We start from the raw sequence: 17,906 nt of genomic DNA on the forward strand, positions 1-17,906 counted from the left end.
CCGCCCAACCGACGACCACGGTGCCGCCTGCCACCTCGGCCACCCCCACGACGACCCCGCCGTCCACCAACCCGAACCCGCCCGCCCCGCCGAGTTCGAAGGTCCGGGACTGCTTCGACGGCGACTGCACCCTCCTGCTGTCCAAGCCCACCACGATCCCGCTGGACGCCAAGCGGTTCCACTACTCGTCGATGCGCGTGACGGCCTTCAGCGCGGACAGCCTCTCCTTCGCCGTCACCTACCCGCAGGGCGGCGGAACCCAGTCCAGCATCGGCCCCGGCCTCGGCAGCGCGAGCTTCGGTTTCCGCGGCTCACCGTCGATCGAGGTCGGCCTCACCCTCGTCGACGGCAAGCCCGCGCTGGTGCTCCAGCCGGGGCCGATCACCTGACACCCGGCCGCCACGACCTACTCGTGGTGGACCGGGGCGCGGGCGCCGTCGCGCAGGTCTTCGGCCCGCAGCAGGGGAGCGCCCGCCGTCTCGCGGAGGGAGAACGCCGCCACCAGGCCGAGGACCGCCGCCGCCATCAGGTACGGGCCGGGCACCAGGGTGCTGCCGGCCGCGGAGATCAGCACCGTCATCAGGTAGGGCACGGTGCCGGCGAACAACGCCGCGGTCAGGTTGTAGGCGATCGACAGGCCACCCTGCCGGGTGCGCGTCGGGAAGATCTCCGCCGACCACACCGCGTACGTGCCGAGGATCGCGGCGAGGATGACGCCCAGGCCGAGCCCGGCGATCCACGTCCCGGCCAGGCCGGTGCGCATCAGCAGGAACGCCGGCGTGGCGAGGACGAACAGTGCGATCCCGGCGCCGATCAGGACGGGCCGCCGTCCGACGCGGTCGGACAGCCGGCCGAACGCGGGAACCAGCAGCAGCCCGGCGAGCGAGATGACGGTGGACAGCAGCGCGGCGTTGCCCGCGGAGTGGCCGAGGTGGTCGGTTTCGTAGGTGACCAGGTAGGTCAGCACCGCGTAGAACGGGACGTGCATCATCGTCATCAGGCCCGCGGCCTGCAGCAGCTGCTTCTTGTTGTGCCGGAACAGTTCCCGCACCGGGCTGCGCGGGATGCTGCCGGTGGCCTCGAGCGCGCGGTACTCCGGGGTGTCCTCGATCTTGGTGCGGATGACGAACCCGATGACGCCCAGCGGTGCGGCGATGAGGAACGGGATCCGCCAGCCCCACGAGGCGAGCTGGTCCGGCGACAAACCCGTGGACAGCAGGAAGAACACGAACGATCCGGCGAGGAACCCCAGCAGCGAGCCCACTTCCAGCCAGCTGACGCCGAACCCGCGGCGGCGGCGTGGCGCGTGCTCGGCGAGGAAGCTGGCCGCGCTGCCGAACTCGCCACCCGCGGCGAACCCCTGCACCAGCCGCAGCAGCACCAGCAGCAGCGGCGCGAAGATCCCGAGCGTCGCATAGCCGGGAAGCAGTCCGATCGCGAGGGTCGCGCCGGACATGACGAAGATGACCAGCGACAGCGTGCGCTTGCGGCCGATCCGGTCGCCGAGCGGGCCGAACACCAGCGCGCCGACCGGGCGGATGCCGAAGGACACCGCGAACACCCCGAACACCGCGAGCAGGCCGGCGGTGCTGTTCTCGTCCGGGAAGAAGACGTCGGCGATCGTGCTGGCCAGGTAGGCGTAGGCGGCCCAGTCGAACCAGTGCACGAAGACGCCGACCGCGCCGGCCGCGACGCTGCGGCGCAGCGACGCGGGATCGGCGAGGGCCTCGGTGAGATCCCCGGCCGCGGGGGTGTTGCGGGTGGTCATGGTGCCTCCTCGGGTTCGCGGACGACGCTAAGCGCGGCCGAAGCATCGGACAAGAAGAAAGAGACGGAGCACTGCATCGGAAGATCCGAAGCAGAGCCGGTGAGCTGCGATGACACCGGGGCCCAACGGCGGGGTAACACAGAGTTCACAGTGGACGGTGCCGTTCAGGCGACGCGCCGGCCGGTGAGGGCCTCGGGTGTGGTGAGCTCACGCAGCTGCTCCTCGGTGAGCAGGGCCCGTTCCCGCACCACGTCCAGCGCCGGCCGTCCGGAGTGGTGCGCCTCCAGCGCGATCGCGCTCGCCGTCTCGTAACCGAGGACGGGGCTGAGCGCGGTCACCAGTCCGGTCGAGGCGGCCACCAGATCGGCGAGGTGCTCGCGGTGGGCCGTGATCCCGGCGACGCAGTGCCGGGTCAGCACCCCGATGCCGGCGGTGAGGTGGTCCAGCCCGGCGGTCAGCGCCCGGGCGATCACCGGTTCGAACGCGTTGAGCTGCAGCTGCCCGCCTTCGGCGGCGAGGGTGACGGTGACGTCGTGGCCGATGATCTCGAACGCGATCTGGTTGACCGCCTCCGGGATCACCGGGTTGACCTTGCCCGGCATGATCGAGGAGCCGGCCTGCCGGGCGGGCAGCGTGATCTCGCCGAACCCGGCGCGCGGACCGGACGACAGCAGCCGCAGGTCGTTGCAGATCTTCGACAGCTTGACCGCGACCCGTTTCAGCACCCCGGACAGCTGGACGAACACGCCCACGTCCTGGGTGGCTTCGATGAGGTCCGGGGCGGAGACGAGCGTGGGGATCCCGGTCAGCGCCCGCAGGTGCGCCACCGCGCGCTCGCGGTAGCCCGGGCGCGCGTTGAGACCGGTGCCGATCGCGGTGCCGCCGAGGTTCAGCTCGTGCAGCAGCAGGCGCGCTTCGGCCAGGCGCTGCTCGTCCTCGGCGAGCGTGGCCGCGAAGGCGCCGAACTCCTGGCCCAGCGTCATCGGCACGGCGTCCTGGAGCTGGGTGCGGCCCATCTTGAGCACGTCGCCGAACTCGGCCGCTTTGGCGCCGAACGCGTCCCGCAGCCAGCGGCCGGCGGTGAGCAGTTCGGCGAGGTGGCGGTCGAGGGCGAGCTTGACCGCGGTCGGGTAGACGTCGTTGGTGCTCTGCCCGAGGTTGACGTGGTCGAGCGGGTGCAGCACCCCGTACTCGCCGCGGCGGTGCCCGAGCAGTTCCAGCGCCCGGTTGGCGATCACCTCGTTGGCGTTCATGTTCGTCGACGTCCCGGCGCCGCCCTGGATCAGGTCGACGACGAAGTGGTCGTGCAGCGCGCCGCCGCGGATCTCCGCGCACGCGGCGGCGATGGCCCGGGCCTTGGCCGGATCGAGCGCGCCCACCTCGGCGTTGGCCGCGGCGGCGGCCTGTTTCACCGCCGCGAGCGCGGTGACCAGGTGCGGCCGGTCCGCGAGCGTCTCCCGGGTGATCGGGAAGTTGGTCAGCGCGCGGGCGGTGTGGGCGCCGTAGTAGGCGTCCGCGGGCACGCTGATCTCGCCGAGCATGTCGTGCTCGATCCGGGACATCCTTGTCCTCCTGGATTCGGAAAAAGCTCAGGTGGGTGTGGGGACGGTGGCGCGGTCCACGCCGGTCCACGCGAGCGCGATCGCCCCGTCGATCAGGGCCCGCTGGGCGGTGCCGCCGACGCAGAACGCGGCGAACTCGCGCTGGTGGTTGACCGCGGGCAGCGAACCGATGCCGATGTAGGGGTGGATCGCGGGGACGACCTGGGACACGTTGCCCATGTCGGTCGACGCGCGGTTCATCCGCGCCGCCGTGCCGGGCGGGGCGAACTCGCGGCCGAGCGCCACGGCGTTGGCCCGGTAGGCGGCCAGCGCCGTCTCGTCGGCGCGGAACTCCGCGTACGGCTTGCTTTCCGGCTCCACGCGCAGCTCGCAGCCGGTCGCCAGCGCGCCGGCTTCGAACGCGCGCATCACGCGGGGTTCGAGCTCGGCCAGCTCGGCCAGCGTCTCGGCCCGCACGTACCAGCGCCCGGTCGCGTTCTCCGGGATCGCGTTCGGCGCGTCGCCGGCGTGCGTGACGACGCCGTGCACCCGGGCCGAGGCCGGGAGCTGCTGGCGCAGCAGCCCGATCGCGACCTGCGCGACGGTGAACGCGTCCGCGGCGTTGATCCCCGCCTCGGGGTAGGCGGCGGCGTGGGCGGACTTGCCGGTGTAGGTGATCTTGGAGTGGCTCACCGCGAACGGGCGGGCCTCGGCGACGTCGACCGGCGCCGGGTGGACCATCATCGCCAGGTCCGCGCCGGTGAACGCGCCGCGGTCGAGCATCTCGATCTTGCCGCCGCCGCCCTCCTCGGCGGGGGTGCCGTACACCTCGACGGTGATCCCGGCGTCGTCGGCGACGGCGGCCAGGCCCAGCGCGGCGCCGGCCGAGCTGGCGGCGATGAGGTTGTGCCCGCACGCGTGGCCCAGGCCGGGGAGGGCGTCGTACTCGGCGCACACCGCGATCCGGGTGGGGCCGCTGCCGAACCGGGCCAGGAACGCGGTGTCCAGGCCCAGGTAGCCCGCGGTGACCGTGAACCCGGCGCGGTCGAGCAGCTCGGGCACCATCGCGGCGGCCCGGTGCTCCTCCCACGCCGTCTCGGGGTCGGCGTGCAGCCGCTCGGACAGGCGGATCAGCTCGTCGGCGTGCCGGTCGATCACCGCGCGGGCGGCGTCCTTGGCGGCCATCACAGGTCCCCGGGAACGCCGTAGGACGGAGCCGAGGCGGGGTCGAGCCCGCGCCGGACGTAGTCGTCGCGCTGCGGCAGCCAGACCTCGAGGATCCCGGCCAGCCGGTCCACCGGGTCGTCGGCCCAGTCCACCCGCAGGTCGGTCACCGGCCAGTCCACGTCGGCCACCACGACCAGGCCGGCCGACCGCACCGGGCCTTCCTCGCCGCCGGCCGCCACCGCCGCCCGCAGCGCGGCGAGCAGGCGTTGTTCCAGCTCGCCGGTCGCCGCGGCGAACGCCTCGATCATCACCCCGGGGATGTGCTCGCCCGCGAGCATGTTCCCCGCCGCGACCGCGCCGTCCGCGGTCGCCGTCGCGTGCGTGCCCAGGGTGCGGGCGCCGCTGTAGGCGAAACCCGGCCCGGTGCGGCCGAGCACGGTCAGCTGCCGGTAGCCGATGTTCTCCGCGGCACCGGCCACTTCGGACAGTGCCTGCCCGGCGTCGCCGTGTTCGGCCAGGCGGTCCAGCAGCCGGGTGCCCAGCCGGGGGTCGGTGACGTTCTGCGAGGCGGCCGCGCCGACGCCGGGCCGCAGGTGCGCGACGCGGGCCACCACCGCCGGGCTGGAGGAGCTGGCGACGACACCGAACCGGTCGCCGTCGCGGGCCACGAGGGAAAAGGTCACCGTTCCTCCTCCGGGATCACCGCGATCGCGTCGATCTCGCACAGCCACTCCGGGCGGGCCAGCGCGGAGACCACCACGCCGGTCGAGATCGGGTGCACGCCCCTGGTCCAGCGGCCCACCACCCGGTAGACCGCTTCCCGGTACCGCGGGTCGATCAGGTAGATGGTCAGCTTGACCAGGTGCTCCATCCGGCTCCCGGCCTCTTCCAGGAGCATCTTGATGTTCGCCATCGCCTGCTCGGCCTGCGCCGCGGCGTCCCCGATGCCCACCGACTCGCTGGTGTCGAGGTTCTGCCCGATCTGCCCGCGCACGTAGACCGTGCCGTTCGCGACGACGGCCTGGCACAGGTCGTTGTCGAGGTTCTGCTCGGGATAGGTGTCGCGGGTGTTGAACGGGCGGATCCGTTTGTGCGTGGTCACGGGGATCAGCGTGACCGGCCTCGTAGCTTCTGTCCAACAGATGTTTCAGCACCACTGCATCGGAACCGTTGATGCTCTGAGCATCGAGAAAACAGATGTTCAAGGCCAACAACATCTGTTGGACAGGAAATCTCGGGGCCACCAGGATTCGGTGAGGCACACACAACCGAGGTGGAGGTCTGGATGTCGAGCCGAGAGGTGGAGGTCCTCGTCGTGGGCGGGGGCCAGGCCGGGCTGGCGATGAGTGAGCACCTGAGCGACTGCGGGGTGCCGCACCTCGTCCTGGAGCGGCACCGGATCGCCGAGCGCTGGCGCACGCAGCGGTGGGACTCGCTGGTGGCGAACGGCCCCGCGTGGCACGACCGCTTCCCGGGGCTGGAGTTCGGCGACCTCGCCCCCGACGCGTTCGCGTCCAAGGACCAGATCGTCGGCTACTTCGAGGCCTACGCGGAGAAGATCGCCGCGCCGATCCGCACCGGGGTGGAGGTGACCTCGGTCCGCAGGCACACCGGCCGGCCCGGATTCCGCGTGGAGACCTCCGACGGGCCGCTCGACGCGCGGTTCGTGGTCGCCGCGACCGGGCCGTTCCAGCGGCCGGTGATCCCGCCGATCGTCCCGGACGACGCCGGGCCCGTGCAGATCCACTCCAGCTCGTACCGGAACCCGGAGCAGCTGCCCGAGGGCGCCGTGCTCGTCGTCGGGGCCGGCTCGTCCGGGGTGCAGATCGCCGAGGAACTGCACCGGTCGGGGCGGCGCGTGTACCTGTCGGTGGGCCCGCACGACCGCCCGCCGCGCCGGTACCGCGGGCGGGACTTCTGCTGGTGGCTCGGGGTGCTGGGCAAGTGGGACGCCGACACCCCGCCGCGCGGCGCGGAACACGTCACCATCGCCGTCAGCGGCGCCCGCGGCGGGCACACTGTGGACTTCCGCGCCCTGGCGGCGCTCGGTATCAATCTCGTCGGCATGACCAGCTCGTTCGACGGCGGCACCCTCCGGTTCAACCCGGACCTGGGCGCCAACATCGCCCGCGGCGACGCGAACTACCTGGCGCTGCTCGACGAGGCCGACGCCTTCGTCGAACGCAATGGCCTGGACCTGCCCGAGGAGCCGGAGGCACGGGAACTCGGTCCCGACCCGGCCTGCGTCACCGACCCCACCCTCGAACTCGACCTCGCCGCCGCCGGGATCACCTCGATCGTGTGGGCGACCGGCTTCGCCGTCGACTACGGCTGGCTGCAGGTCGACGCGCTCGACGAGAACGGCAGGCCGCGGCACCGCCGCGGCGTCTCCACCGAACCCGGCGTGTACTTCCTGGGCCTGCCCTGGCTGGCGCGGCGCGGATCGAGCTTCATCTGGGGCGTGTGGCACGACGCGAAGTTCGTCGCCGACCACATCACCACCCAGCGCGGGTACCTGCGGCAGTGAGGTCAGCGGTCCGGATGCGCGTAGAGGTCGCGGCACAGCTTGACGAACTCCTGTGACCGCCGGGTCAGGCGCACGCCGCGCATCCACGCGACGACGATCTCCAGCGGCGCGACCTCGTCGGTGACCGTGAGCGGGACGGCCCGCGCGCCCGCGTAGGTCGTCTCCACCGGCGGGCGCTGGCTGAGCACCGCGAACCCGTGACCGTGCGCGACGAGGGCGCGCACGGTCTCGTACCCGCTGGTGCGGTGGCGGATCACCGGCTCCACACCGGCGTCGCGCAGCACCGACTGCAGGTATTCGCGGCTGTTGGGCAGATCGAGCAGCACCATGGGCTCACCGGCCAGCTGCGCCAGCGACACCGTGCCGCCCTTGCGCTTGGCGAGCGGGTGGTCCGGCGCCACCAGCACGTAGGGCGGCGCGGTGTCCACGACGACGTGCTCGATGTCGTCGTCGAGGTCGTAGCCGTACAGCAGCGCGACCTCGCACTTCCCGGCCCGCAGCGCCGCCTTCAGCGCGGAGTGCTCGCCCTCGCGGACCGACACCCGCACCTGCGGGTGGCGTCGCTCGAACTCGGCGAGCAGGCTGGGCAGCCGGAACGGCGCCAGGGTCGAGAAGCAGCCGACCGTCAGCGACCCGACGAGCTCGGTCCCGGCCTGCCGGGCCGCTTCGACGAGTTCGGCGCCGTGGGCGAGGAAGTCCAGCACCCGCTGGTGGAACTCCTGGCCCGCGGTGGTGAGGCTGAGCCCGCGCGCGTGGTGGCGCAGCATCAGCTGCACGCCCAGCTCCCGCTCCAGCTGCGCGATCGCGGTGGAGACCGCCGACTGCGACACCATCAGCTCCCGCGAGGCGGCGGTCATGCTCAGGTGCCGGGCCGCCGCCTCGAAGTACCGCAGCTGGACGAGGGTGAAGGAGGGCTCGCTCACCGCGTCATCCTGCCTCGCCGCCCCCGGCGCCGCCACGACCGGGGCCCGGTGCGGGTCCGTCCACACCGGATCCGGGCCGGCGGCCGGGCACCCGCGGCCGGGTCAGCGGCCGTGCCAGTCCAGGCACACCACGGTCGAGTCGTCGGTGGCCGCGGTGTGGTCGCGGAACCCGCTCATGTGGTCCAGGATCGCGCTGGGGACGTGGGCCGCGGGCAGCTCCCGGGTGGCGTGCATGACTTCCGACAGCGCGGCCAGCTGCGCCTGCTCCCGGGCCGGCGCGGCGCCGTAGACCCCGTCGCTGACCAGGATCAGCCGGTCGCCGGCCTCGACCCGGAAGTGCTCGCTGCGGTAGGGGGTGTCCTCGAACATGCCCAGCGGCAGCTGCTGCTCGAACACCATCGGCTCCGCCTCGCCGCCGCGCAGCCGCCACAACCGCGGTGAGCCCGCGTCGATGGCCTCCACCTCGGAGGTGGTCAGGTCGAACCGCAGCAGCAGGGTGGCCACGTGCGCGCGGCCGCGGTACTTCGCGTACACGGCCTGGTCGGCGAGCATGGCCTGGTCGGCCAGCGGCCCGCCGGCCCGGCGGGCGTTGCGCAGGGCGTTGACCGCGAGGTTGGTCAGCAGCGACGCGTCGATCCCCTCGCCCATCCCGTTGGAGACGGTGAGGATCAGGTGGTCGGCGCTGGTGGACCAGTCGAAGTTGTCCCCGCGGATGGCGTAGGCCGGTTGCAGCTGCGCGCCGATGCGGAACTCCGGCCGGGCGCAGGAGCGGCCCGGCAGCAGCTGCCACTGCATCTCGGCCGCGAGCGTCAGCCGCCGCGCGCGCCGCGCCTGCAGGTACAGGTCGGTGTCCCGCTCGGCGATGATGATCTCGTGGCCCAGCGCGTCGGCCAGGTGCAGCAGGCCGGCCACCGCCGCGTCCGCCGGCGCGGCGGGCAGGTCCACCGACAGCACGCCCAGCCGGTCCCCGCGCACGCTGACCGGGAGGAACAGGGTGACCGCGCCGCCGTCCGCGGGCCGGGCCACCGCCTGCTGGCTGGTGAACGCCTCGCCCGCGACGCTGCCCGCCACCGGCAGCGGCCGGGTGGTGTAGGGCAGCGTCGCGACCGGCTGCAGCATGGTCAGGCCGTAATCGGCCATGAGCAGGTCCGCTCCGATAGCCTGGAAGTGCTCGGCCAGGTGCGCGCGCACCACGTCGAGCAGCTCGTGCGGTGCGGCCGATCTCAGCTCCTGGTCGATGCTGACTGGGGTGGTCACGCTCGGGTCCGCCTTTACCGATGCCGGACGACCGCCGGGAGGCGGCCGTCACCAACGAGATCGCAGCCGCCAGCACTGTGACCGGGCCCGGCACCGGGGCCGTCCTGACAGCACAGCATAGAGATGCGACAGTGGACGATGTGAATCACGTGGACGAGCCGGCGGCGACCGAGAGCCTGGCGCGGCTCGTCGTCGAGGTCGCCGAGTTGCTCGACGTGATGTGGGAGGGCGCGCGCGACACCTCGCCGGTGCCGCTGTCGGCGTCGCAGCTGCGCGCGGTGGTCGCCCTGGAGCAGGCCGCCGGGGTCAGCCTGAGCGCGCTGGTCCGCGCGCTGGACTCCACCGCGCCGTCGGTGAGCAGGCTGTGCGACCGGCTGGAGGCCGTCGGCTTCCTCCACCGGGCCCCCAATCCCAGCAGCCGCCGCGAGGTGCGCCTGTCGCTGACCCGGGAGGGCCACGCGTACCTGGCCGACCTGCGTGCCCGGCGCCAGCACCGGCTCGGCTCGGTCGTCGAGCGGATGCCCGCGCACGCGCGGGCGGCGCTGCTGGACGGACTGACCGCCTTCCGGGACGCGACGCGCGCGCTGACCGGCGAGCCGGCGGCCGAGTAGCCCACGCGCATCCACTCCTCCACCGGGCTGTCCCGGCGCTGCGGGATCCACTAACATTTGTCGAACGACAACAGTTTAGCGCCTCAAGCAGCTCGCGTGCATCCGGCCCGTCATGGTCCCGATCGCCGGTCCGGGTTCGCCGCGGGTGGCTACGAAGGGCGGAACGATGGTGCACGACGGACGCCGGCGTGCGAGAGCCGCACCCAGGCCCGCCCCATGCCCCCGACGCGAGCCCGAGCGGCAAGGGGCCCGCGTTGACCTCGGCCGGTGAGACCCTGCCCGGCGGCATCGAGCTGATCCGGGACGACAACGACCTGCTCGGCGGGCGGCACGCGGTGCGCCGGGTCGCGCTCCAGCTGGGCTTCGACCTGGTCGGCCAGACGATGATCGTCACGGCGGCCAGCGAACTGCTGCGCAACGCGGTGGTGCACGGGGGCGGCGGCACGTTGTCCATCGAGACGGTGGTCGCGCCGGACGGCCGCTACGGGGTGCGCCTCACGGTGCGTGACCTCGGCCCCGGCATCACGGACATCGCGGCGGCGATGGCGGACGGCTACAGCACGACCGGCGGCCTGGGCCACGGCCTCAGCGGCACGCGCCGCATGGTGGACGAGTTCGAGATCCGGTCGGCGCCGGGGGAGGGCACGATAGCCACGGTGCTGCGCTGGACCCGGTGAGACGATCCATTGTGGAGAGTGCGGCTGCGGCCCCGCGCCCGGCGGAGGGCCGGGCTGGCAGACTGCCGCGGTGACTCTGTTGTTCCGAGGTGAGCTGCACGTGCACTACGGGCAGTTCTCCGTGGAGAGCCGGACGGACGGGTTCTTCGACGGGTTGACCGACGCGCGCGGCGGCCAGTCCAACGGGTTGTGCGGGGCCGCGGTGCCCGGTCTGCTGTTCCTCACCACGGGCCTGCACACCGGGAACGTCGAGGTCACGGTGGAGGTCCTCGACGCGCCGCCGCCGGTGGGGCCGGACTGGGAGGACGTCGTCGAGGTCTCGTTCCGGCCGGCGACCGCGACGGTGCGGCTCGTGCAGTGGACGGCCGAGGCGAGCTGGCCGCTGGACCTCGCGCCGGTCTCCTACCGCGTCCGGTACTGCGCGTCCGGCATGGACCGGGCCCGGGAGCGGGACACCCGGCTCGACGGGGAGCCGCTGCTCGACCGGTACCTGCTCCAGCTGTGGCCCGCGCCCCCGGCGGCCGACGCGGTCGTGCGCCAGACCAGTGCGATCGCCGCCTACTGGCACGACCACGCCCGGACCCTGCCGCCTCCGCCCACCCCGGAGCAGCGGGAGGCCGCCCGGCGGCAGGAACGTCTCGCCCGTGAACGCGCGCTCCGGGAGGCCGCGCGGGCCGCCGAGGTGCGGCGGTGGGGTGGCCGGCCACCGGGCGAGCGGCTCAGGCGGGTGAACGGCGGCCTGGTCCTGGCGGCGCTCGACCGCGATCTCACCGAGGCGATCGAGCAGCTCGACGAGACCACGCAGCGCGCCGTCGCGGTGTGGGTGGCCCGCCGGGCCTGCGCGGAGGCCGGCCTGGACGGTCTCGACTGGGTCGCACCGGCGCTGGCCGCGCTCGGCGAGGGCACCGCCGTCCCGCCGCCGTTCGACGATCACGTCGCCCTGTTCGACCGCATCGGCGGCGACGCCCGCGTGGTCTACACGACGGTGTCCTCCTACGACGGGCGCCACGCCCGCGTCTCCCAGCAGCACGCGGCGCTGCCCGCGGTGTGTTCGGCCGCCGCCGCCGATCCGCTGGCCGCGGCGGCCGAGACCCTGTTCCACGCCACCGTCACCGTCGGCGGCGGATATCCCCGGCTCTTCGCCGCTTTGCGCCAGGCGTTCCCGGCCCTGTCCCGGTGACCGGCGCCGCCCACCGCCACGGCACGCCTCCGGTGCTCAGGGCCGCGTAGCGCTCACGCGCCCAGGGCGGCCAGCACCAGCGCGGTGATCCCGGCCCGGTGGGCCGGGCTGTCCTGCCACCGCAGCCGCCGGCCGGCCTCGACCACCACGCCGAACCCGGCGTGCACCAGCACCCGCGCCTGACGCGAGCCGAGGTCCGGGCGCACCGCCCGCAGCTGCTGCTCCCACACGGCGATGTGCTCGCGCTGCGCGGCGACCAGCGGCCGCCGCAGGTCGTCGGGCAGGCCGACGATCTCGGCGTTGGCGACCGTGGTGAGCGCGTGGTACTCGAAGCTGTAGGCCACGTACGTCGCCGCCAGCGCGGCGAGCGCGTCGCGCGGGCCGGTCACCCCGCGCAGGTTGTGGTCCACCGCCTGGGTCAGCAGTCCGGCCGCCTGCAGGCACGCGGCCGCGAGGATGTCGGCCTTGCCGGGGAAGTAGCGGTACAGCGCGGACGGGACGAGTCCCACGGCCTCGGCGATCCGGCCGTTGGTGACGGTGGCGAACCCGTCGCGTTCGAACAGCGGGACCGCGGCTGCGAGGATCTCCGAGCGCCGGGTCCGGGGCACCGGCTGCACGGGCAGTTCGACCAGCCGCGGGCTCGCGCCGGCTGCCGGATCGGCCGCCACCACCCGCAGTGCGGCGTCCCGCAGCAGGTCCTCCAGCCGGCGCTGGGCGATCGAGGTGTGGTGCATCGTGATGGACCCGATCGCGCCCAGCGCCGCCACCGCCCGCAGGTGTTCCCCGGGCAGCGGGTGTTCCCGCCGCACCACCTCCGCCACGCGCTCGACCACCCGCGTGAACTTCCCCCGCAGCACCCGGCGGTCGTCGCGGTCGAGGTAGCGGGCCTCCCACCGGTACACGCCGCCGGAGGCGCGGTGGGCGACGGTGACGCGGGTGACGGCGGCGAGCACGTCGGCCAGGGACGCCTCCGGCGGCACCTCGTCGAGCGTGCGGACGAGCCGGTCGGCCATGACGTTCGCGCACTCGGCGAACAGCGCGTACTTGTTCGGGAAGTGCCGGTACAGCGCGGCCGCGGTGATGCCCACCCCGGCGGCGATCTCCTCCATCGACGCCGCGTGGTAGCCGCGCTCGCTGAACACCCGCCCGGCCGCTTCCACGATGAGCTGCCTGCGGTTGCGGGGCCGGACGGCCGCGGCCGGCTCGGCGGTCACCGTGGGTCGGACGTACGCGGGGACTGGGCCATACGCGCCAGTCAACCACGAAGCGCGCCCCCGGCCGCCGCGCCCGCGCGCGGCACGTCTTGCCGACCGGTGCCCACCGCCGATATGTTAATGAGAAATCTCCCCTGGAGCTGGCAGTTGACACCGCACCAAACCTACCGAGGAAGCTAGGTAAGTAAATGAGCGATCTCAACCGAAGGCGAGCACTGTCGCTGGGCGTGGCACTCGGCCTGGCGGGCGCGGCGAGCGCCACCCCGGCGTGGGCGTGGTCCCCGGCGCGCTCGGTCGCCGGCACCGGCTCGGGCACCGACCCGTGGTGGGTCTGGGACGACGAGGTGGACGACCTGGTCGCCGGGCTCTTCGCCACCGGCCGGATCCCCGCGGTGAACACGGCGATGGCGTCCTGGGTGAACAACCGCGATCCGTTGCCCGCCGGCCTGCCCGCCGAACTGACGGCCCACCTGCAGAAGGTCAACCGGTTGCCCGCCTGGGCCGACCCGGTCAAGCTGCGCCGCGCCGCGGACTTCAACCGGCGCAAGGACACCTACCTGTTCATGCTCTACGGGCTGGGCAGCGGCATCATGAGCACGGTGATCCCGCGCGAGGCCAAGTCGGTGTACTGGTCCGCGGGCGGCGCCGACATGAAGGACCGCGCGGCCAAGACGTTCACCTTCGGCTACGACCTGAGCGATCTGAACGCGTTCGAGCCGTCCGGCCAGTTCGTGGTCACCGCCAACAAGACGCGCCTGGTGCACGCCGCGGTGCGGCACCTGCTGCCGCAGTCGCCGCACTGGACGGCGGTCGCCGACGAGCGGATCCCGATCAGCAACGGGGACATCCTGATCACCTTCCACAGCCTGGGCACCTTCGTGCACCGGAAGCTGATCGAGTGGAAGGTCCCGATGTCGGCCGCCGACGAGGAGGCGTTCCTGCACTCCTGGCAGGTCGCCATCCACCTGCTCGGCGTGCGCGCGGAGTTCATCCCGAAGACCTGGGCGGACGCCGACGCGCAGTCGGCGCAGGTGCTCACCCCGCTGCTCGCGCCGACGTTCGAGGGCCACGAGCTGGCCGAGGACCTGCTCGGCCTGACCGCGCAGGTCGACCTGGGCGTCACGCGCGGCTTCCTCAACGAGTTCGTGCGGTACGTGCTCAGCGACGAGATCGGCGACTGGCTCGGCCTGCGCCGCGACTACGCCGCCGCCGGCCTGATCCGCGCCGGGTGGCCGGCCTACATCGCGTTCCGGGAGGGGCTGCTGCCGGTCGCCCCGGCCGGGTTCTACATGTTCGACCAGTTCGTCCGCGCCCTGGCGATGCTGTTCCTCAACAACGGCAAGTCGCCGACGACCACCCCGATCACCATCCCCACCGGGAACCGGCCGGGTACCTGACACCGTCCCGCGGGGCGGTCCGGCCGCCCCGCGGGTGCCGGTCAGTCCAGCAGGTCCTCGATCCGGATCGGGATGTGGCGGACCCGGATGCCGGTGGCGTTGTGGATCGCGTTGGCGACCGCCGCCGCCACGCCGACGGTGCCGATCTCGCCGAGGCCCCGGGCGCCGAGGTCGTTGTGCAGCGTGTCCGGGTACTCGACGAAGTGCACGTCGATGCCGGGGATGTCGGCGTTGACGGGGATCAGGTAGCCCGCGAGATCGGCGTTGGCGAACCGGCCGCCGGTCTCCACCTCGAAGCCCTCGTGCAGCGCCGCCGACACGCCCCAGATCATGCCGCCCTGGAGCTGGCTGCGCGCCGCCCGCTCGTTGATGATCCGGCCGCCGTCGAAGACCCCGAGCATCCGCGACACCCGGGCCTCGCGCGTGAGGCGGTGCACCCGGGCCTCCACGAACTGCGCGCCGAACGAGCTGAACGAGTGCTTGGTCAGCTCCTCGCCGGGCGCCGACGAGCCGACCGCCGTCAGGCTCGGGCGGCCCGTCGCGCGCAGCACCTCGCCGAAGGTCATCGACCGGCCCGCGCCGTGGACGCGGCCGTCGGCGTAGGTGACCTCCTCACCCGCGAACGGGGCTCCCGGGGCCGAGGCCACCGCGAGCAGCTCGTCGATCACCTGGGCCGCGCCCGCCATGATCGCGGTGCCCGCGCTGGCGGTGGCGGTCGAGCCGCCGGACATGCCGCCGGGCGGCAGCGCCGAATCGCCGAGGCGGGGCGTGATCCGCCCGGGTGCGATGTCCAGCGATTCGGCGCCCACCAGCGACAGCACGGTCAGCAGCCCGGTTCCCGGGTCCGCCCCGCTGGTCTGGATGTCCGCGGTGTCGTCCGCGTTGAGGGTGACCCCGACCGACGCCGGGAACCGGAGCGCGGGGAACATCGCCACGGCCATCCCCATGCCGACGAGCCAGTCGCCGTCGGCGCGTCCCCGCGGCGCGCGCTCGGCCCAGCCGAACCGCTCCGCGCCGATGCGGAAGCACTCGTCCAGGTGCTTGCTCGACCACTGCAGGTCCCGGCCGGGCGGCGCGAGCGAGTTGTTCCGCAGCCGCAGCTCGATCGGGTCCATGCCGAGCGCGCCGCCGAGCTCGTCCATCGCGCTCTCCAGCGCGAACGACCCGGGCGCCTCGCCGGGCGCGCGCATGAACGTGGTCGGCGGGAGGTGCAGCGGCACGATCCGCTGGCTGATCGCCAGGTTCCGCGTCGCGTACCACTCGCGGGACGTGCCGTGCGAGGTCGGCTCGATGAACGACCGGGCGGAGTCCGTGCTGCACCACGAGTCGTGCCGCAGCGCGACGAGCGTGCCGTCCCGTTCGGCGCCCAGCGTGATCCGCTGCACCGTCGCCGCCCGGCCCGCCGTCGCCGTGAACACCTGCTCCCGCGTGAGCGCCGCCTTCACCGGCCTGCCGAGCGCGCGGGAGGCGGCGGCCGCCAGGAACGCCGGCGCCGAGGTGCGGCCCTTCCCGCCGAACGCGCCGCCCACGAAGGGGTTCACCGCCCGCACCGCCGACGGCTCCAGCCCCAGCGCCATGGCCAGTTCCACGGCCTGCAGATTGGCCGCCTGGTTTCCACTGTAGACGGTGAGCGTGCCGTCGGCCCACGCCGCGACGGCCGAGTGCGGCTCCATCGGGGTGTGGTGCTGGGCCGCCGTGCGGTAGGTCGCGTCGACGACCACCGGGCTGGCGGCGAGCGCCTCCTCGATCGAGGAGACGCCGTCCTCCAGCACGCTGAGCGTCGGTGGCGCGTCCACGTGCCCGGGCGCGGCCTCGACGGCCGTGTCCAGCCCGTCCTCCAGCGACGTCAGCGCGGGCAGCTCGCGGTAGCTGACCTCGACCAGCGCGGCGGCGTCCCGCGCCTGCTCGAACGTCTCCGCCACGACGAAGCCGATCGGCTGGCCGACGTAGGTGACTTCCTTGTCCTGCAGGGGAACCCACGTGTCCCCGAACATCGGTGTGGTCACGGGGTTCAGCGTCAGCGGGTCGAACGGCGAATACACCCCGAGCACGCCCGGGGCGCTCTTCGCCGCGGTGACGTCCATGCTCTCGATCTCGCCGTGCGCGATCGTGCTGACCACGACGTAGCCGTGGACCATGCCGGGGAGGTGGCGGTCCAGCGCGTACTCGGCGCCGCCGGTGACCTTCAGCGGCGCGTCCAGCCGTGCGGGCATCAGCGGCTCCCCTCGGTGACTTCGAGCAGGGCGCGGACGATCGTCCGCGGCAGCAACGTCAGCTTGAAAGCGTTCTCCGCCAGCGGTTTCGCGCCCTCGATGGCGAGTGCGGCCGCCGCCGTGAAGGACTCCTCGGTGGCGGGTTTCCCGCGCAGCGCCGCTTCGACGGCGGTGAGGCGCCACGGCACGGTGGCCACCCCGCCGGCCGCCACCCGGGCGTCGGCGACGAGCCCGTCCCGCACGTCCACGGCGACCGCGGCCGAGCACAGCGCGAACTCGTAGGACTGCCGGTCGCGCACCTTGACGTAGGCCGAGTGCGCGGCCCAGTCCAGCCGCGGCACGACGACCTCGGTGATCAGCTCACCGGGGCGCAGATCGTGCTCGTGCTGCGGGGTGTCGCCGGGGGTGCGGTAGAAGTCGGCGAGCGCGACGACGCGCTCGCCGCCGGGCCCGGCGAGCCGGATCCGGGCGTCGAGCGCGACGAGGGCGACCGCCACGTCGCTGGCGTGCGTGGCGACGCACGCCTCGCTCGTGCCGAGCACCGCGTGCATCCGGTTCGCGCCGGTGATCGCGGGGCAGCCGCTGCCCGGGTCGCGCCGGTTGCACGGGGTGGTCACGTCCCGGAAGTACGTGCACCGCGTGCGCTGCATCAGGTTGCCGCCGATGCTCGCCATGTTGCGCAGCTGCTGCGACGCGCTGAGCAGCAGGGCGCGCGAGATCACCGGATACACGCCGGGGTGCGCGGCGATGTCGGCCATCCGCTCCAGCGCGCCGATCCGCAGCCCGTCGCCGGTGTCGATGCCGCGCAGCGGGAGCCCGTTGATGTCCAGCACGTGCCGCGGGGTCAGGACGTCGAGCTTCATCAGGTCGACCAGCGTGGTGCCGCCGGCCAGGAACGTGCCGGACGAGCCCAGCGCGTCGGCGACGGTCGCCGGGGCGGTCAGCTCAAAGGGACGCATCGGCCCTCCTCGCCCGCTCCACGGCCGCGACGATGTTCGGGTAGGCCGAGCAGCGGCAGAGGTTGCCCGACATGAACTCGCGGACGTCCTCGACGTCCTGCTCGACGGCGGCCACCGCGGACATGATCTGCCCCGGCGTGCAGAACCCGCACTGCAGCGCGTCCTGCTCGGCGAAGGCCCGCTGCACGGGGTGCAGTTCGTCCCCTGTGCACAGTCCCTCCACCGTGGTGACCGGCTCGGTCACGGTGGCGGCGAGGGTGAGGCAGGACAGCACGGGCCGGCCGCCGACGTGCACCGTGCAGGCGCCGCACTGGCCGCGGTCACAGCCCTTCTTGGGGCCGGTGACGCCGAGCCGTTCGCGCAGCGCGTCCAGGAGCGTCACGCCGGGGCCGACGCTCAGGTGTGCGGGGTGGCCGTTCACTTCGAGTGAGATGTCCACTGATCTCTTCCCTGACAGCGTGGGGGAAATGGA

General features: G+C 73.3%; 17 protein-coding genes. 6 read left to right on the plus strand and 11 right to left on the minus strand.

The annotated features are described in order from the left end of the window. Positions 1-389: hypothetical protein (locus D0D28_RS30255; protein WP_205413398.1), on the plus strand; the 389-nt coding region annotated here is incomplete at its 5' end. 17 nt (positions 390-406) lie between these two features. Here the strand turns inward: D0D28_RS30255 and D0D28_RS30260 are convergent. From D0D28_RS30260 to D0D28_RS30280, 5 genes are all read right to left on the minus strand, one after another. Continuing rightward, positions 407-1,768 (minus strand): MFS transporter, encoded by a 1,362-nt coding sequence (locus D0D28_RS30260; RefSeq protein WP_116114441.1) that lies wholly within the window; start codon positions 1,766-1,768, stop codon positions 407-409. 164 nt (positions 1,769-1,932) lie between these two features. After that, a complete protein-coding gene (locus tag D0D28_RS30265) occupies positions 1,933-3,330 on the minus strand; it encodes an aspartate ammonia-lyase (RefSeq protein ID WP_116114443.1) in 1,398 nt (465 codons plus the stop codon). A 27-nt stretch (positions 3,331-3,357) separates the two neighbouring features. Further along, positions 3,358-4,494, minus strand: a complete 1,137-nt coding sequence (locus tag D0D28_RS30270; protein WP_116114445.1) for a M20 family metallopeptidase — start codon at positions 4,492-4,494, stop codon at positions 3,358-3,360. Beyond that, positions 4,494-5,159: a DUF1028 domain-containing protein gene (locus tag D0D28_RS30275; protein WP_116114447.1), complete on the minus strand. Its 666-nt coding sequence runs from the start codon at positions 5,157-5,159 to the stop codon at positions 4,494-4,496. Before D0D28_RS30275 ends, D0D28_RS30270 begins: the two co-directional genes overlap by 1 nt. Further along, complete coding sequence (locus D0D28_RS30280; protein WP_116114449.1) at positions 5,156-5,578, minus strand: RidA family protein; 423 nt, start codon at positions 5,576-5,578, stop codon at positions 5,156-5,158. Before D0D28_RS30280 ends, D0D28_RS30275 begins: the two co-directional genes overlap by 4 nt. A 183-nt stretch (positions 5,579-5,761) precedes the next feature. On the opposite strand from D0D28_RS30280, the gene D0D28_RS30285 reads away from it, so the two are divergent. After that, positions 5,762-7,003 (plus strand): flavin-containing monooxygenase, encoded by a 1,242-nt coding sequence (locus D0D28_RS30285; protein ID WP_116114473.1) that lies wholly within the window; start codon positions 5,762-5,764, stop codon positions 7,001-7,003. Positions 7,004-7,005: 2 nt separating this feature from the next. On the opposite strand, the gene D0D28_RS30290 is transcribed toward D0D28_RS30285, so the two are convergent. After that, the gene (locus D0D28_RS30290; RefSeq protein ID WP_116114475.1) at positions 7,006-7,926 is read right to left on the minus strand and encodes a LysR substrate-binding domain-containing protein; all 921 of its coding nucleotides are present in this window, start codon (positions 7,924-7,926) and stop codon (positions 7,006-7,008) included. Positions 7,927-8,028: 102 nt separating this feature from the next. Continuing rightward, the gene (locus D0D28_RS30295; protein ID WP_116114451.1) at positions 8,029-9,183 is read right to left on the minus strand and encodes a PP2C family protein-serine/threonine phosphatase; all 1,155 of its coding nucleotides are present in this window, start codon (positions 9,181-9,183) and stop codon (positions 8,029-8,031) included. A gap of 131 nt (positions 9,184-9,314) precedes the next feature. On the opposite strand from D0D28_RS30295, the gene D0D28_RS30300 reads away from it, so the two are divergent. The 3 genes from D0D28_RS30300 (at position 9,315) to D0D28_RS30310 (ending at position 11,651) form a co-directional block, all read left to right on the plus strand. Next, positions 9,315-9,794, plus strand: coding sequence for a MarR family transcriptional regulator (locus D0D28_RS30300; protein WP_338024707.1), 480 nt, complete (start codon positions 9,315-9,317; stop codon positions 9,792-9,794). A gap of 254 nt (positions 9,795-10,048) precedes the next feature. After that, positions 10,049-10,471 carry an anti-sigma regulatory factor gene (locus D0D28_RS30305; RefSeq protein WP_162831238.1) on the plus strand — a complete coding sequence of 141 codons (423 nt, stop codon included), beginning with the start codon at positions 10,049-10,051 and terminating at the stop codon, positions 10,469-10,471. Positions 10,472-10,541: 70 nt separating this feature from the next. Then, on the plus strand, positions 10,542-11,651 hold the full coding sequence (locus D0D28_RS30310; protein WP_116114453.1) for a hypothetical protein: 1,110 nt from the start codon (positions 10,542-10,544) through the stop codon (positions 11,649-11,651). Positions 11,652-11,704: 53 nt separating this feature from the next. Here the strand turns inward: D0D28_RS30310 and D0D28_RS30315 are convergent, their stop codons facing one another. After that, positions 11,705-12,865, minus strand: coding sequence for a TetR/AcrR family transcriptional regulator (locus tag D0D28_RS30315; RefSeq protein WP_116114455.1), 1,161 nt, complete (start codon positions 12,863-12,865; stop codon positions 11,705-11,707). 188 nt (positions 12,866-13,053) lie between these two features. Between D0D28_RS30315 and D0D28_RS30320 the strand changes: the two genes are divergently transcribed. Continuing rightward, positions 13,054-14,262, plus strand: coding sequence for an oxygenase MpaB family protein (locus D0D28_RS30320; protein ID WP_116114457.1), 1,209 nt, complete (start codon positions 13,054-13,056; stop codon positions 14,260-14,262). A 41-nt stretch (positions 14,263-14,303) separates the two neighbouring features. Here D0D28_RS30320 and D0D28_RS30325 read toward each other — a convergent pair whose 3' ends face one another. The 3 genes from D0D28_RS30325 to D0D28_RS30335 are packed head-to-tail and all read right to left on the minus strand — an operon-like array spanning position 14,304 to position 17,873. Further along, complete coding sequence (locus D0D28_RS30325) at positions 14,304-16,475, minus strand: xanthine dehydrogenase family protein molybdopterin-binding subunit (protein WP_116114459.1); 2,172 nt, start codon at positions 16,473-16,475, stop codon at positions 14,304-14,306. Further along, positions 16,475-17,434, minus strand: a complete 960-nt coding sequence (locus tag D0D28_RS30330) for an FAD binding domain-containing protein (protein ID WP_094005458.1) — start codon at positions 17,432-17,434, stop codon at positions 16,475-16,477. The genes D0D28_RS30325 and D0D28_RS30330 overlap by 1 nt, the downstream gene beginning before the upstream one ends. Beyond that, on the minus strand, positions 17,421-17,873 hold the full coding sequence (locus D0D28_RS30335; protein ID WP_116114461.1) for a (2Fe-2S)-binding protein: 453 nt from the start codon (positions 17,871-17,873) through the stop codon (positions 17,421-17,423). Before D0D28_RS30335 ends, D0D28_RS30330 begins: the two co-directional genes overlap by 14 nt. Positions 17,874-17,906 lie beyond the last annotated feature (33 nt).

Origin of the sequence: Amycolatopsis ruanii, assembly GCF_003385175.1 — a bacterium.
GTDB classification, from domain to species: domain Bacteria; phylum Actinomycetota; class Actinomycetes; order Mycobacteriales; family Pseudonocardiaceae; genus Amycolatopsis_E; species Amycolatopsis_E thermalba.